17 protein-coding genes are annotated in these 14717 nt (G+C 37.8%); 9 read left to right on the forward strand and 8 right to left on the reverse strand.

Annotation, left to right across the window (positions count from 1 at the left end):
- Positions 1-128 precede the first annotated feature (128 nt).
- Both IE199_RS20250 and IE199_RS20255 read right to left on the reverse strand, forming a co-directional pair.
- Complete coding sequence (locus IE199_RS20250; protein WP_189774383.1) at positions 129-560, reverse strand: GNAT family N-acetyltransferase; 432 nt, start codon at positions 558-560, stop codon at positions 129-131.
- A 16-nt stretch (positions 561-576) separates the two neighbouring features.
- Complete coding sequence (locus IE199_RS20255; protein ID WP_189774384.1) at positions 577-1404, reverse strand: LysR family transcriptional regulator; 828 nt, start codon at positions 1402-1404, stop codon at positions 577-579.
- A gap of 241 nt (positions 1405-1645) precedes the next feature.
- Between IE199_RS20255 and gshB the strand changes: the two genes are divergently transcribed.
- From gshB to IE199_RS20270, 3 genes are all read left to right on the forward strand, one after another.
- On the forward strand, positions 1646-2692 hold the full coding sequence (gene gshB, locus IE199_RS20260) for a glutathione synthase (RefSeq protein WP_189774386.1): 1047 nt from the start codon (positions 1646-1648) through the stop codon (positions 2690-2692).
- Entirely contained in the window at positions 2676-4667 is a 1992-nt protein-coding gene (locus IE199_RS20265) for a flavohemoglobin expression-modulating QEGLA motif protein (RefSeq protein ID WP_189774388.1), read from the forward strand. Before gshB ends, IE199_RS20265 begins: the two co-directional genes overlap by 17 nt.
- A gap of 76 nt (positions 4668-4743) precedes the next feature.
- Positions 4744-5175: a hypothetical protein gene (locus tag IE199_RS20270; RefSeq protein ID WP_189774390.1), complete on the forward strand. Its 432-nt coding sequence runs from the start codon at positions 4744-4746 to the stop codon at positions 5173-5175.
- A 72-nt stretch (positions 5176-5247) separates the two neighbouring features.
- Here IE199_RS20270 and IE199_RS20275 read toward each other — a convergent pair whose 3' ends face one another.
- From IE199_RS20275 to IE199_RS20295, 5 genes are read right to left on the reverse strand one after another with little or no spacing between them, the layout of a single operon-like run.
- A complete protein-coding gene (locus IE199_RS20275; protein ID WP_189774392.1) occupies positions 5248-5901 on the reverse strand; it encodes a flavin reductase family protein in 654 nt (217 codons plus the stop codon).
- Positions 5898-6113 carry a TIGR02450 family Trp-rich protein gene (locus tag IE199_RS20280; protein ID WP_189774395.1) on the reverse strand — a complete coding sequence of 72 codons (216 nt, stop codon included), beginning with the start codon at positions 6111-6113 and terminating at the stop codon, positions 5898-5900. Before IE199_RS20280 ends, IE199_RS20275 begins: the two co-directional genes overlap by 4 nt.
- 2 nt (positions 6114-6115) lie before the next feature.
- Positions 6116-6709, reverse strand: a complete 594-nt coding sequence (locus IE199_RS20285; RefSeq protein WP_189774397.1) for a CIA30 family protein — start codon at positions 6707-6709, stop codon at positions 6116-6118.
- The gene (locus tag IE199_RS20290; protein WP_189774399.1) at positions 6703-7404 is read right to left on the reverse strand and encodes an SDR family NAD(P)-dependent oxidoreductase; all 702 of its coding nucleotides are present in this window, start codon (positions 7402-7404) and stop codon (positions 6703-6705) included. The genes IE199_RS20285 and IE199_RS20290 overlap by 7 nt, the downstream gene beginning before the upstream one ends.
- A 7-nt stretch (positions 7405-7411) precedes the next feature.
- Positions 7412-7819, reverse strand: a complete 408-nt coding sequence (locus IE199_RS20295) for a thiol-disulfide oxidoreductase DCC family protein (RefSeq protein ID WP_229854878.1) — start codon at positions 7817-7819, stop codon at positions 7412-7414.
- A 145-nt stretch (positions 7820-7964) separates the two neighbouring features.
- Between IE199_RS20295 and IE199_RS20300 the strand changes: the two genes are divergently transcribed.
- Positions 7965-8840, forward strand: coding sequence for a DMT family transporter (locus tag IE199_RS20300; RefSeq protein ID WP_189774401.1), 876 nt, complete (start codon positions 7965-7967; stop codon positions 8838-8840).
- A gap of 212 nt (positions 8841-9052) precedes the next feature.
- Positions 9053-9415 (forward strand): DUF4870 domain-containing protein, encoded by a 363-nt coding sequence (locus tag IE199_RS20305; protein WP_189774403.1) that lies wholly within the window; start codon positions 9053-9055, stop codon positions 9413-9415.
- Positions 9416-9544: 129 nt separating this feature from the next.
- Here IE199_RS20305 and IE199_RS20310 read toward each other — a convergent pair whose 3' ends face one another.
- On the reverse strand, positions 9545-11233 hold the full coding sequence (locus IE199_RS20310; RefSeq protein WP_189774405.1) for a M1 family metallopeptidase: 1689 nt from the start codon (positions 11231-11233) through the stop codon (positions 9545-9547).
- Between the two features lie 237 nt (positions 11234-11470).
- Here IE199_RS20310 and IE199_RS20315 point away from each other — a divergent pair, with 237 nt between their 5' ends.
- From IE199_RS20315 to IE199_RS20330, 4 genes are all read left to right on the forward strand, one after another.
- Positions 11471-12082 carry a hypothetical protein gene (locus IE199_RS20315; RefSeq protein WP_189774407.1) on the forward strand — a complete coding sequence of 204 codons (612 nt, stop codon included), beginning with the start codon at positions 11471-11473 and terminating at the stop codon, positions 12080-12082.
- Positions 12083-12211: 129 nt separating this feature from the next.
- Positions 12212-12526, forward strand: a complete 315-nt coding sequence (locus IE199_RS20320; RefSeq protein ID WP_189774409.1) for a hypothetical protein — start codon at positions 12212-12214, stop codon at positions 12524-12526.
- A gap of 146 nt (positions 12527-12672) precedes the next feature.
- Positions 12673-13458 (forward strand): peptidylprolyl isomerase, encoded by a 786-nt coding sequence (locus tag IE199_RS20325; RefSeq protein ID WP_189774411.1) that lies wholly within the window; start codon positions 12673-12675, stop codon positions 13456-13458.
- Between the two features lie 301 nt (positions 13459-13759).
- The gene (locus IE199_RS20330) at positions 13760-14689 is read left to right on the forward strand and encodes a serine hydrolase domain-containing protein (RefSeq protein WP_229854880.1); all 930 of its coding nucleotides are present in this window, start codon (positions 13760-13762) and stop codon (positions 14687-14689) included.
- The last annotated feature ends 28 nt before the right edge of the window (positions 14690-14717 follow it).

Consider the following 14717-nt stretch of genomic DNA (forward strand, 5'->3'; position numbering starts at 1 on the left):
AGTAGCGTAGGTGTAGACGAAGCAGTAATACGGAACTACGTTGAGTATCAAGGTCGTAAGGATTCAGATCAACTCCGAATGGAGTTGTAACAGTAAGTACCCCGGGCATGCCCGGGGGAATCTACTGCCTAATCTTCGTAAATCAAAGCTTCTAACGTACTGTATTTGTTACGATACTGGCTAAAGCGCATCTGCAAATGTCTATTAAGCTTTAACTCAACGTCGTTTTCAGACAACCGCTTAAATCCATGCTGCGTATAAAGTGTGGTTAAACTTGGCTGACAAAAACATACCAGTTGCGTATGCTGGCTTAGACAATGTTTTATAAGAGAGCTCGCTAAACCCCGTCCGCGATAGTGTTTATCGCTCACTAAGGCATGTAATAAGTATTGCTCACTGCTGGGCTCTACGGCTGAGACGATAACACTGGCGAAAATAGTGTCGTCTTGTCGCATAATGTAACAACGGTCAAAGCCAATAAATCTTGCCGAATATTGTTGTGATTTGTAAAAGCGTAAAACCGCCTTTTTATCTGGTTTTGTCGCCTGAGTTATTTCCATAGAACACACGTATAAGTTACGCGCGGTTGAATAACAACCTAAACTGTTGAACGACATCTTCATTGGCACCATTTTTACGAGATACCATATAAATTGGGCGATTAACCTGAAGAGGTGATTCAACGGAAAACAAGGTTTGTTGGTCTATTAATTCATCAACTAACATAGAGGGTAAATAAGCAAAGCCACCTTTGGCTAAAATAACTTCTAATGCAATCATGGCAGCTGAGGTTTTAAAGCTAGGGACAACTTTATGGTGTAAAGCATGCTCTTTATGAAAGGTAATGCCCCAATCAACTAAAATATAGTCTTCAGTTTTGGCGTCAAAGTCTGGGCGGCTACCCACAAGCGATAAGTCAAAGTGGCCTATGAGCTCATTATTAAAATCATCATCTTTGATTGGATCAGTTAAAAGGCCAACATCAAGTGTTCTATCATCAAGCTTACGTTGAATGGCTTCACGAACTGAAATTTCAGTATTAAGTGAAAGGTGTTCATATAATTCAAGTACTTCATGAATGCGACTACTGAAAAAAGCGTCCCATACATTAGGTGTTGCGGCAATATTAAATGAAACACGTTGCTTATCGGCAATAGAAACGGCAATTTTAGATTGCTCCATTTGGCTCACCATTAAATGAGCATGAGAATATAAAGAATCTCCTGCTGGTGTTAAACGGAGGTTGTTTTTATCGCGAATGAAAAGTTGGGTACCATAGTATTCTTCCAGCTGTTTGATTCTGGCACTAACAGCAGCTTGCGTGATGTACAGTGTTTCAGCGGCGCGGCCAAAGTGTTTATTTTCAGCAACAGCAATGAAAGTTTTAAATACTCTTATATCCATAAATATATACCCAATTAAGACAGCTGAAATGTAAATGAATATTGTCTCACCGACAAATATTTTTTGCTGTATTTAGTTAAAAAACTCACCTAAATTAGCCACTGGCTTCAATATGATACGTTGCAATGGGCTCGATAACGAATTTTTTTCGCTACGACAAAAATATTTTGCAAGATTCATCCCTTTCTTTTCTATATCCTCCGCTCAAAAATTTCTACCAAAAACTCTTGAGGCAGCACCCTTGAAAATTTGCTTTATTATGTACCCGTGGGCACACGTTGACCCTGAATCGGACTCTACACTCCGTCTTATTCACGAGTGTGTTAAACGAGGCCACACCGTTGCATTGTCTACCGTAAATAATTTAACTATCAGAGATAGTGTTGCCAGCGCATTTTGTGACGTGTTTACCAAAAAGAGCAAATGTTCAGATAATATTCCCAGCTTTTATAAACAAGCTGTTTTTAAACGAGTACAGCTACCATTAGCTGGATTTGACGCCATTATTATGCGTGCCAATCCTCCGCTTGATGCCTTGGCATTAAACTTTTTAGACTCTGTTCGCGGCGATACATTTATCATGAATGATCTAGATGGATTACGTATTGCTAACAACAAAATATATACAGCGTCATTCCAGGATACTGAAAGTGAATTTATACCAGCTACTCACGTGTCTAAAAATCGTGAATACTTGGAGCGCATTTTTAAAGAGTCAAGTAGCGATCGTATGATCTTAAAACCTCTTGATGGATACGGTGGTCGTGGTGTTATCGTTTTAGAAAAAAGCGCACAACAAAGTTTCAGGTCATTATTAGATTTTTATATTGGTGGCGACGAGCACGGTAAAGGTAGCAATTACGTGATCTTGCAAGATTATGTGCCAGGTGCTCAAGAAGGTGATGTACGCATTTTAATGCTTAACGGTGAACCAATTGGTGCAATGAAAAGGATCCCTGCGTCAGACGATGTTCGAGCAAACGTTCATGCTGGTGGTGTTGTAGTTAAACATAAACTGTCGTCACAAGAGAAAAAATTGTGCAAATATATTGGGCCTAAACTAGTTAGAGATGGTTTGTATTTTACTGGTATTGACGTTATCGGCGGTAAATTAATTGAAGTGAACGTGTTAAGCCCAGGTGGCATCGTTCGTATTAACAAATTAAACCGCGTCAAACTGCAAACACAAGTCATAGACTTTGTCGAAAGTGTTGTACATGCAAAAGAGTTAGTGAGAAGTCGTAAAACTGAATTTAGACAGGTGATCGAAGATGCTAACGCTGTCTGAGCAGGAATGTATTGACCGCATTAAGCGACTGGAATGTTTTCACGCTGAAGTTGCTGGCGGTTCATTTATTATTAAGATAGACGAATATTCCCCCATCATTTGTGCGGCGATTCACAATGGTCATCAGCTTCGAGAGGAACTTAATAAAACGTTTTTGTTGAGTAAACAAGAGCGTTTTTATGAAGAAGATCCTTATACTGACGAGCTCATTTCTTCTTTTCCAATCAAGTTAATTGGCAATGACTCTAGATTTGAGTACGACTTAAATCGAGCAAAAACCCTGTCGACTTATTTTAAAACTGCTTGGAACAAACAAGTTTGGCAAAAGCCGCTAAGCCCAAAGCAGCGCGCGATAAGTCATCAAAAACACCAAGCTTTTTATAATGTGTTAGAGGCGGTTATTAGTGTTGTAGAGCAGCAGTTTAGCAATGCGATTGTTTTTGATATCCACTCTTACAATTACCAACGCATAGAGCGTGATACACCAACGTTCAATATTGGCGCAGGGCAAATTGACATAGAGCGCTGGGGGCAAGTGGTCAATCACTTTGAAAAACAACTAAACAAAATTTCTTTGCCAAACATAGATGTACGCGCTGCAACGGATGAAGTATTTCATGGTCGAGGTTATTTGATCACCCATGTTAATTCTCATTTCGACAATACGTTAGTATTACCAACGGAAGTCAAAAAGGTCTTTATGGATGAAGCTTCAGGTGATGTTTACCCGCTAGTTTTAGAAGAGCTTAAAACAAACTTTAAAGAGGCTATCTCGGAAACGGCAGCATATTTTGTCCGCCGCTACGGTAAAAAGAAACGTACACAAAAAGCCGATATTTTGTCTTCAACAATAAGCCCTGAAGTGTTGAGTTTGGACAAACAGTTATTTTCATTATGTAAAAACATTGAAACTTTAAATTTTATTAACCCGGTCAACTTATCAGCGGAACGTAATAAGTTTTTGAAACGAAACAGTTATGTTCAACCTAGTTTTACCTATAAACAACTAGACATAAATCCGTATAAGTTTCGCGAGCAGTTATACAAGTTACCGGTTGATAGCATTAACGATGCAAGTATTAGTCAGCTTTACCGTCATGTTATTGATAATTTAGCGAATAAAATTGATCTATTAACCAGCATAGGTACCGATGACTTTGTTTATAACTCTTTAAAGTATTATGGTGAGCCAGATCAGAAAGATATGGCAAATGCTAAGTTTTTGCTGCACTTAACGAGTGAGCCAGACTTTCAAGACGAGATAAAGCTAAATGCCAATGAAGCAGTAGACTATTTCAAAGCTCAGGCCAGCGAATGGGGACTGAAGTGTAAAGTTGAAAAGTCGAGCAAAATTGTCGCTAAAGCTATGGTTAACAACGAAAAAGCCCAGCTGTTAATCAATAAAGAAGCCAGCTTTAGTGAAAAAGAAGCACATGCTTTTGCCTTTCATGAATTGGGCATACACATGTTGACTACCCTTAATGCTAAAAAACACCCACTAAAAGTATTTAGTTTAGGGTTGCCAGGCAACACCTATACGCAGGAGGGGTTGGCACTATACAGCGAATATTGCTCGGGTAGTTTGACCATCAAAAGGCTGCAAACCATCGCTTTAAGAGTTATCGCTGTGCAGTATATGTTAGCGCATCGAGATTTTGTTAAAACCTATCATGCGTTACTTAACGAGTTTTCTTTGGATAAACTCACCGCATTTACGTTAACAACCCGTGTTTATCGCGGTGGTGGTTTTACTAAAGATTATTTGTACCTAAAGGGCTTTGTTGATGTGTTTAATTTAGCTAAACAGGGCAGTATCGATAATCTGCTGGTAGGTAAAACTGGTTTATTGGATTTTGACATTACCAATGAATTAGTTGAAAGACAAATGATCACTAAACCTACGCCATTGTTTAATTTAGATTTTGCGCCTAGTGGTAATAATATTCTTGATTTTGTTGTAGATTCACTTAAATAATCAACATCTTGTAATTTTTTTGTTTGCACGCTGACTAGTTAAACCTTTAGTTTAATATCAACATGAGGAAGCAGTAATGTTGAATAAGTTTACGATTAGCGAGAAATCAATTTTTCTACTGTGGTTGCTGAGTATATGTAGCTATTTATTATTTGTGTTTATCACAGATAGCAAACTTGAAATGGTATGGTTACTGGCAATATCTAACATCGCGATATTTCCTAGCCTATTTAAGCGCTCAAAACTGCCTGAAAATAGGGTGGTGGAGCCAAAAAATCATGTCAGGTTTATCAAGGGAGACATGTATATTGGTGATGCAAAAGTAAGGGTGTCAGAGGTTCGCAAAGTCGCTTTAGAAACTGTTGAACAAGACGCTTATTTTTCATTGCCATACAATCACGTAAAACTTGGGGAAATTCCCAATATGGTTTTTTCAGCTGATAAAGCTCAAGAGTTTAAAGCATATTTAAAAACACACTTATCAAATGACGTCGTTTTTATAAAGTAGCTACTACCTGATCAACTTAAACCTAGGATAAGCAAAGCCCGCTGAATCAAAATGCGGGCTTTTTCGTCTATGTTATATGCCTTGTAAAGGTGTTACCGCTCGTTCCGGTTTAGCGTAAGCCAACCTGCCGAGCTTAGTTGTTAAATGATAACTATCTAGGCTTGAAACGGCGATAGTCTCAAGCAACTCTATATCAATAAAGCCATCATCTAACAGGGCTTTTTCGTTTACAAATATATCTTGAATCTCTCCAACGATCATCGTTGTACCATTATGTTTAATATCTACTATTTCAATCAAGGAAACGCCATATTTAACTTCACTTTCATGTACAAATGGGCAGTTAAAGTTGTTGATGTATTGAGGTTTTAAGCCAACCGCTTCAAATTCACTAATTGTTTTATCGTATCGAGCAGAGCATTGATGGGCTTGTTGCCAAATTTTTGCATTGACATGATTAATGCTAAACTCTTGATTCGCTTTGATATTACTTAAGGTGTCTCGTCTTACCGTATCAGGTCTATTAATCATGCCTACAAGTGGTGGATTAGCACCTAAATGAAACACTGAACTTACAATGGACAGATTTTCGATACCTGCTTTGCATTTGGTACCAATGAGATTAGCACTTTTAAAACCCGATAACGAGTTAACTAATTTAGCTCGGTAGCGCTGCTCGAAGCTATCGAGTTGTTGCCGACTAATATGTTGGAGTAAATTATTCATTGCCATCCCGTTTTCCATTGACGTGGATCTTTTAAATCTCGCCAGTTAATTTGATATTCATTGTTGTTTATTACTGCCGTGATAATGCACTCGATAACAGAATGATTTTCATCAAACTCAACACAAGAAACCACAAAGTGTTTTTCTTTGTTTGAAACGATGACTTTGGTCCATTTAGAATGCAGCAGTTTTTTAGGTGATATTTTATTCATGGTTAATCGAACGTTATTTTTTTTATGTTCAGCGAAAATTCGCCTTGTTGTTGGCTGGATATTAAAAATCCAATCGTGGTTAAATCGCTAAAATTTAATTGGTAATCAGACGCAAATGGTTTCCCTCGAAACTGCAAAGTAAAGTCATCTGCGGAAAATTCGTAACTAGTCCACTGACTAGATTTGGCTATAAATTCGACAACAAAAGCGGGGCCGTCAAAATAACGGTCAACTCTGAGCCTAAGTTGATACACCTTATCGTCGCCTTTTACAGTAATATTTAATTTATCCTTTTTGTGTGTATCCAACGTTAATTCACTGCGCGTAGAGGCAAACCCACCATTGTTTTCTAATGAAATTATTCCGCTGAAATTAAGGTGGTTTTTATGTTGTTTTATCGTACTTTGAGACATGCCGCCCATCACGGCATCATTTATTACTCGCCAGTTGGCTTGTAATATCCAGTTTGCATCTTTGACTGGCACAGCATTTGTTGTTGTCATAAAACCTCCGGCAAGTACAAGTAAAATAATGTAAATGACTTTTGCACAGTGTTTGTGTCTGGCTGGTGCGATCAATACAATTGGGTTTACCATGGTATTGGTTTTCCTGCCCAGTCAATAAACTTAGCAGTTCCCTGATACTCTGTATTATCTATGATATTGGCCAATTGCATGGCGACAAAATCAGGTGAAAATAGTTTATCTTTAGGGACACGCGCTTGAAACGGTTTAGACAAAGGAGAGTCAGTGGTGCCAGGATGAAAGGCGATAAGCTTTACCAACTTGGCGCGCCGAGCCATTTCAATAGAAAGCGTTTGAATGAACATGTTTAATGCTGCTTTACTCGCTCGGTACGCATACCAACCCCCTAAATGATTATCTTCAATACTGCCTACTCGAGCGCTAAAGGTTGTTAGTGTGGTTGTCGCCGACTTGGGTAATAATGCGCAGATATTTTTCATCCAAAGCGCTGGAATAATAAAATTTACCTTTTGGCTATGCTCAAGATAGTCAGCACTTATATCTTCAAGGCGTTTTTCTGGAAAATAATTGTCGCAGTGCAATGTCCCCAAACATATAAACACTAATGCTGGTGCACCATATTGCTGAAAAATTTCTTTGGTGATAGTAGAAATGTCGTGTTCGTCGTAGTTAGACTTTATATAAGTTAGGTTATCGCCAGCAGGAACATTTATTGTTCGTGATACCGCGATAACTTGATGTTGTTTACAATAATGAGCGATGAGATCTTGGGCGATAACGCTTGATGCGCCAATAATGAGTACCATAATTGATTCACTTATGTTTGTTTTGGCATACATCACACTCATGGTTAACTGATGGTAACCAAGGTGAAAGTAATGTAGAGATACGGTGTCTATGTTTGGCAAAAACAGTATATGCTCGGTTGGCCAATGGCCTGATTAATGGCCAGTTTAGCCAAACAACTCGGCACTTTTTACCCACCAATCGCCATGCATGGTAGGTAACATCTAGTCCTGTGATGACTTGACCATTTAATTGCCCATGTATTTTTTTCATCGCTTGGCTTTTATCAATGTTTGGCCAAATGCTTTGAAAATTATCTTGATGTAGGTCGACCAAATTGATGCGTTGCTGGCGATCTAAACGCTTTAATGCTCGCATTTCAGTGACACAAAGTGGACATTGCCCATCATAAAAAATGGTGAGTGACTCGTTCAAAGCTATCCCCTTATTCTTGATAGTTGCTTATACGTTTAAAACAAGTGCGAGGATCTGTGTTATTAAAACTGTATAGGTGAATAAACCCAAAAATTGTAGCTGTTCAAGTATGGTAACTGTCGTTAGACTCCGCCTAGGAGGAAACATGTTGAAACGTTATATACCTGCATTTTTTGTATTATTGTGGAGCACCGGTTTTATTGGTACCAAAATGGGGTTGCCGTATGCGTCTGCGGGCGATTTTTTGTCGATACGAGCATTAGCCAATGTGGTTATTATTTTTATCATTTTACTTGTTATTAAGGCACCCAAATTAAATAGAAAACAAATACTTCACGCTGGGGTCACTGGGACTTTAATTCATGGGGCTTATCTCGGTGGGGTTTTTTGTGCTATTGAGCTTGGCATTCCTGCAGGTTTAACGGCAATTATTGTAGGATTACAGCCGCTACTTACCGCGTTGCTTGCAATTGCAGTGTTTAACGCAACAGTGACTAGAGTCCAGTGGCTAGCACTGTTTTTCGGTTTTGTTGGTCTTGTATTGGTATTAGGTAGCTCGTTAACGCTAACAGGAATATCAGCATTTGCCATTACCTTTACGTTAGTTGCGCTTGTTGGCATTACCATAGGTACTATGTATCAAAAGCGATTTTGCCAAGGACAAGCGTTGTTGCCATCAGTATTTTGGCAATATGTTGCTAGTTTATTGGTATTTTTGCCTATCGCTCTTTTAGAACCAGTAAAGCCCGTGCAATGGAATTTAACTTTTGTTGCTACCTTAACCTGGTTGGTTTTAGGCTTATCTGTTGTCGCTATATTACTACTTATGTATATGGTAGAGCAGGGTGAGGCGTCAAAAGTGACCGCCTATATGTACTTGGTTCCACCAGTGACTGCTGTTGAAGCTTGGTTATTATTTGATGAAAAACTATCGCTCTTAAGTATTTCAGGAATGATTGTCTGCGCTTTAAGTGTGTATTGGTTGATGAACACTAACAAATCAAGTGTAAAAACTGGCTAGGCTTAGTTTTAATTGGTATTGTTTTTTTCATTGATGTTAACTTGTTTATACATTGTTCTTATTGGACTGACACCTCATTAGTTAGTATCGTTTTCTTTTTACAACAAAAAAACTAACGCTAATACTTTAACCGAATTGAAATTGTATGACGGGTGCTGTTGAATATGTTAGTTTTATTGGGAGTAAAATTGACACAAATATAAGGATGTTTAATGACTGAAAATACAAAAGAATATTGGGGCATGCCAGAGAGTACCTATTGCATGCTTATCCATTTAAGTCAGTTGACTAGTATTATTTTGCCAGGTTTAGGGCTGATTTTGCCTATTGTCATGTGGGCTGCAAACAAAGATGACAGTGAAAGTATAGACAGGCATGGAAAAGTGACCGTTAATTGGTTGATTAGTTTACTAATTTATTCTGTGATATGTGGTGTGTTAAGCATTATTATCATTGGTCTTTTTGGTTTTGTGTTATTAGCAGTTGTGAATTTTGTTTTTGCCATTATTGCTGCCATTAAAGCAAACAATGGTGAGCTTTGGGAATATCCTTTCAGTTTTAAATTCTTAAAATAAACCTTAATCATAAATGGCTGTTAATTGTTCTTTTAAATAATACTTTATTAAACAAATCTAACAGCCACTTTATTACGCCAAATATTCTTTATTATCAAATAAAGATTGCTTTTCGTTTGCAAGCTACGTCTAGTTATTTAACTTTTCCATATAAGTTTGATAATCAGCCACATGAGGTAACTCAAATAGCACTTTGCTCTTTGGATCTATGGTCACTAGATCGTATTTTGAAACGGCAATCGTATGCACTTTTTCCATGGTTAACCTTGTAATTTTACCATTGATTGCAATATCTATAGGCATGTTGAAGGGTAAATCATTAGGTGTCTGCCAATACAACGTTACGCTAGTATCCGTTCTGGTCATTTTTATTTTGGGTAATTTTGCCTGATAAAAATAGACATCAAAAAACCAAGTAAAGTCTTGCCCGGTAATACGATTAACAATGTGTAAAAAGTCATTGGTATCGGCTAATACAGGTTTTATGTTACCTGGAATAGGATTGCTTGTTCCGTACACTAGCTCACGTGTTGCTTGAAAAAAATGTGTGTCGCCAATCATATTGCGCAAAGTATGTAAAACCCAAGGTGCTTTAGCATAAATATCGGCGCCAGGTCCGCCAAGCTCTTCCTGATACACGCCTTCAACAGTCATAAGCTCTTTACTGGCGATAGGCGCTTTGTTCCTTATTTTAAGTCTCATATCGTACATATGCGACATGTAAGCAGCATCACCCAATAAATATTGTTCATAAACAGGGTGCATGTAGGCACCAAACCCTTCGTGTAACCACATGGCATTGGCGTTTTTGTTGGTTAACTGATTAGCAAACCATTCGTGAGCAAACTCATGAAACATTAACCAATCAAAACCATATTTGTCCGCCTTATATTGATTACCATAGGCATTTATAGTTTGATGCTCCATGCCTAAATGTGGCGTTTCTGCAATGCCTATTTTATCTTGTGAAAATGGGTATGGGCCTATAAGTCGCTCAAAAAACTGTGTCATGGCGATCAATTCATCAACAAGCTTTTGTGCTTTATCTTTATTGCCCGGTAAATGATAAAACGCCAAGGGAATATTATTTCCGTACTGACTGTTAAATGTGGTTTTGATTACTTCATATGGTGCAATGTTTAATGCAACACCATAGGTGTTCAGTTGAGAATCGCTATGCCAATGATAGGTTGAACTGATGCCGTTGTCGGTGATAGAAGTTAACTTTCCGTTAGCCGCTGCAACTAAACCTTTGGGAACAGTAATATGCATGGTCGTGGTTTTTGGTTCACCAATGGGGTTATCAATACATGGCCAAAATAAATCACAACCTTCGCCTTGTACTGCCGTTGCTATCCAATCTTTGTTGTTTGGTGTTTTTGACCAAACAAACCCACCGTCCCAAGGGGCTTTTACCGCTTCCCTTGGAGAGCCTGAATAGTGAATTGTAACGGTAAATTGGCCTGCAACCGCGTTAGGTAAATTTATCAATAATAAACCTTCAGGATTAGCGTATTGATTTTTGTTTACAAGCTCACCGTTAATTTGGACTTTATCAATGGTAAATAAATTATCTAAGTTAATACCGAGATAATTTCTTTGTTGCTTGCTGTTTAGAGTTAGCTTTCCTATGCCTGATATGGTTTTGTCTTTTGGGTAAATAGTAAAGCTTAAATCTGCATGTTCTACCGTTAATCCTTGTTGCGAAATGGGTAGTGGACCGTCACTCTTCATGGTGAACTGGCTTCGCTCTTGTGCATTTACGCTGGAGCCAACAGCCAACAGTGTAAAAAGCATTTGTTGTAAAAATCGCGACATTAAAAACCTCATCTTTTACTTTAACAATGCAACCTCGTAACAATAAAACTATCTGGTTTAGCAATGCGACGAAAGCTAATTTCGATTAGTGGGGGAAATTAAGCTGCCAGTGGCAGCGAGAAAAACCTTTATTGAATGACGGAAGCATTTAATTGTTAAATATTTGTAATAAAAAATCAGTACGGATGACTGTTAGAAACAATCCAGCGTTAGCGTATGAAATAAGGATTAAAATAGATGAACAAAGAAAAATACAAAGAAATTAAATTACCTAATCTGATGATTCTCCATTGGGTACTTAATCCAGGTTTAGCGTTTAATGAATTAATACTTGGGCAACGGCTACCGAAAGTGATGTTGATTGACCAAACGAGTGATGAACCTTTGATGGAAAGGCAATATCTACCATGCCCACATTGCCAAGCGATTCATGCAACGGCTAGATGGAGCAAACAAGCATCATTTCAAAATTGGTTTGGCATCATCTGTCCTTCTTGTGAAAAGACTATTCCTTGCCTTTGGAACCTAACAAGTTTAATCATACTGGCTATTACTTTCCCAATTTGGGGGTGGTTTAAACATCCTATGCAAGCGCGATGGAAAAAATTTAAATTACGTCAATATGCGAACATGAAACCATTTGAAAATGCAAAAGCAAAAGAAGTTTCATGGCTTAAAATGGGGTTGTTGTTTGGCGTATGTATGTTTGTTTTTGCAGCTATACCATTGTCAATTACTGATAATCTAGCGGGACATTCGCTTTTAACTATTGGAATTGGTTGCACGATAGCAGGGCTATTGTTTGGCAGTATGATGAAATTGGTTTTAGGTACTAAATCATCTTGGTAAATTTTTAATAATCTCGTTAAGCACTTAGTACTGTTGTTAATCATACTAGTGAAAGGCAGGTAATACTAAGCAGTAGTGGCTGCTTTTAGAGCAGCTAACTATTTAATTTTAATTAATAAGGTTTTTTTGATGAATTCGTTTACTCATAGAGAAAAGATAGTGTTTTTTGTTTTTACGTTAATCGCGATTTTACTTTTAGGAAATGGAATATTTAAATTCGTTGCCAATGAACTCGCTGTATGGGAGTTTGTTAACGTGTTAGCAGTTTCCCTTATTTTTCTCGGCACTGGTTTGTCACCTAAAGTGTTTTTTACCCCCTTTAAACAGTTGTTTTCCCTCACTTATAAACCTGAAACTATAATCAATAGCAAACTACAACAAATGATTTTATTCACTGGCTTATTGATCGCACTGATTTGTGTCGTTCAACAAGTGTATTGGTAAGCATTTCAGCTTTAAAGCTATTGTTATCTTGTTAATTGTAGTTATAGGGGGTAGCTGTAAATTACATAAGATAACATTTAATTTCTTGTTGTTTACTGAGTTGACTCATAATATTTTCCGCTAAATATAGCCAGTTATAAAAACTTATGAATAAAACTCTCTCCGCGTTAACATTAGCGCTTGGTTTAGTCAGTGCGGCAAGCCAAGCAACAATTGTCGAATTTCAAACTTCTCACGGTAACTTCAAAATCAATTTATATGATGAAGGTACACCTAAAACGGTTGAGAACTTTTTAAGTTATGTCACGGAAGGTAAATACGATAATACGATTATTCATCGTACCGTTGATGACTTTGTTATCCAAGGTGGTGGTGCTAAGTTTGAAGGCGCTCTGCCACCAAAATGGATAGAAACAACAGGTACTATTATCAATGAACCTGTTTATTCAAATGTAAAAGCGACCATTTCTATGGCCAAGCAAGGTGGCAAGATAAATAGCGCATCTAGTCAGTGGTTTATTAATTTAAAAAACAACGCGTCAGTACTCGACCCGGTTGATCCCTATGGTGGTGGTGCATATGCCGTTTTTGGTGAAGTCATTGAAGATGGCATGGATATTGTTAATGCCATTGCTGAAGTAGAGCGTTGTGACACTAAACTGTCTGGATTTAGAGAGTTGCCTATGCCAGATTATAAAGACTCTTGTGGAGACACTAGTGCGATACCAGGCCAAGAAAACTTCGTTACTGTGTACAATGTTGTGATTTACGATAGCACGGTTAACACGGCAGCCGACTTGTCTCCAACGAAAAACACTTTATATAAAGCGGTTCCTGATAAGCCCAAATCCAGCGGCGGTGGTGGTTCATTTACTTGGGCAACGTTATTACTGTGTGCGTTACCTCTAGCGTTTCGTAGGTTTAAGAAATAAATTTTGTAGATTCCCCGAGCATGCCCGTGGTGTTCTGTAATTACAGGCATAAACAAAAGCAGATAACTTAAATATTTAACGTTATCTGCTTCTTTTGCTTTTAAAGCAATTGAATTAACTATTTTTCCCCTGTTATCTTTTTTACTTTCCTTTCATAATGCTTAGATACGTAAGCTACTCTGAGCACTGTCAATTGTTTAATAAACAGAAAAAAAACTTGTTAAGGTTATTGTTGCTTCTAGGCACAATTATCTCGCTATTTTTTGTCCCTTGGATCATTGTTAAAGCTTGGATATTACCCTTGCCAAAAACGATAGATGCACAATTAGAACAAGCGCTTAACCTAGGCTTTGATGGCATTATTGTTTATGTTCAAAAAGCTAACAAACCAGAAAAAATTTATACCGCAGGGTGGCATGATCGTGACGCTAAAATACCGGCAAGAGCAGATGCACTGTTTAAAATTGCCAGTATTAATAAACTGTATATTGCAGCGGCAATTACTAAGCTTGCTGCTAGTGGTGAAATAGATTTAGACGCAACGCTTGCCCAATATTTTCCTGAACTTAGTTCTCGAATTGAAAATGCACAGCAGATAACTATTCGTCAGATGGTGCAACATAAAAGTGGCATAGCAAACTATACAGATACAATAGATTTTTGGAACATCCCACAAAAAGATAGGCAATATAAACTGAGTTTAATCTTGGATGCCCCTGCGAGTTTTTCACCTGGAGAAAGTTACCAGTACTCAAACTCTAATTATTTACTACTCGCCATGCTAATTGAAAAAATCGTCGGGTATAGTGATTTTCAATATATAGCCGAGCAAATATTAAAGCCTGTGCAATTAGAGCATACTTATTTTTCTTTGTCAGATATTGCATTACCCGACTTGATGAGTGGTTATTACGTTGGGGTTGAGCCTGATATTAAATCAAACAATTATGGTGCGATGATCGCTACTGTTACCGATGTTGGTCGATTTATTAAAGCGTTGAATGATGGCTCGTTATTTACTGACGATGAGCAAAGTATATATGAGTCACTTTATCCCCTTGGACACGGCGGATTGATGCCTGGTTATCAAAGCTTGGCTTTTTATCACCCAGAAATCGACGCTGTGGTTGTTCAATTTATCAATACTACAGATTTATCAGGTTACGAATGGAATTTATCGCAAGTAGTTTACAATAGGGTGGTGAAAATTTTAGCTAAAGCTGAACAATAAAAAAGGCGGTATATACCGCCTTTTTAAG

Source organism: Thalassotalea marina (genome assembly GCF_014656435.1).
In the GTDB taxonomy this organism is placed as follows: domain Bacteria; phylum Pseudomonadota; class Gammaproteobacteria; order Enterobacterales; family Alteromonadaceae; genus Thalassotalea_C; species Thalassotalea_C marina.